The sequence below is a fragment of the Klebsiella sp. 1SOBk5mer genome (assembly GCF_046603115.1).
In the GTDB taxonomy this organism is placed as follows: domain Bacteria; phylum Pseudomonadota; class Gammaproteobacteria; order Enterobacterales; family Enterobacteriaceae; genus Klebsiella; species Klebsiella quasipneumoniae.
Genome location: NZ_JBKIUU010000051.1, coordinates 1 through 213, shown reverse-complemented (window position 1 = coordinate 213; position 213 = coordinate 1). Strand labels below are relative to the sequence as shown.

The 213-nt window shown below is 47.4% G+C and carries 1 rRNA gene; it reads right to left on the bottom strand.

Features of this window, described 5'->3' with window-relative positions:
• Window positions 1-137: 137 nt before the first annotated feature.
• Window positions 138-213, bottom strand: a 23S ribosomal RNA gene (locus tag ACLH1U_RS25285); the annotation flags it as partial.

Below are 213 nucleotides of genomic sequence, written 5' to 3'. Positions count from 1 at the left end.
AAGTCAGTCACATACTTCAGTATGCTCCTTCCTTTCCTTCGCTTGTCGCCTTGCTGCTGCGCAAATTATTGCGTACTCAACTCTGAATCTAAGCTGAAAATCTTCTCTCAAATCCGCCAAAACATCTTCGGCGTTGTAAGGTTAAGCCTCACGGTTCATTAGTACCGGTTAGCTCAACGCATCGCTGCGCTTACACACCCGGCCTATCAACGT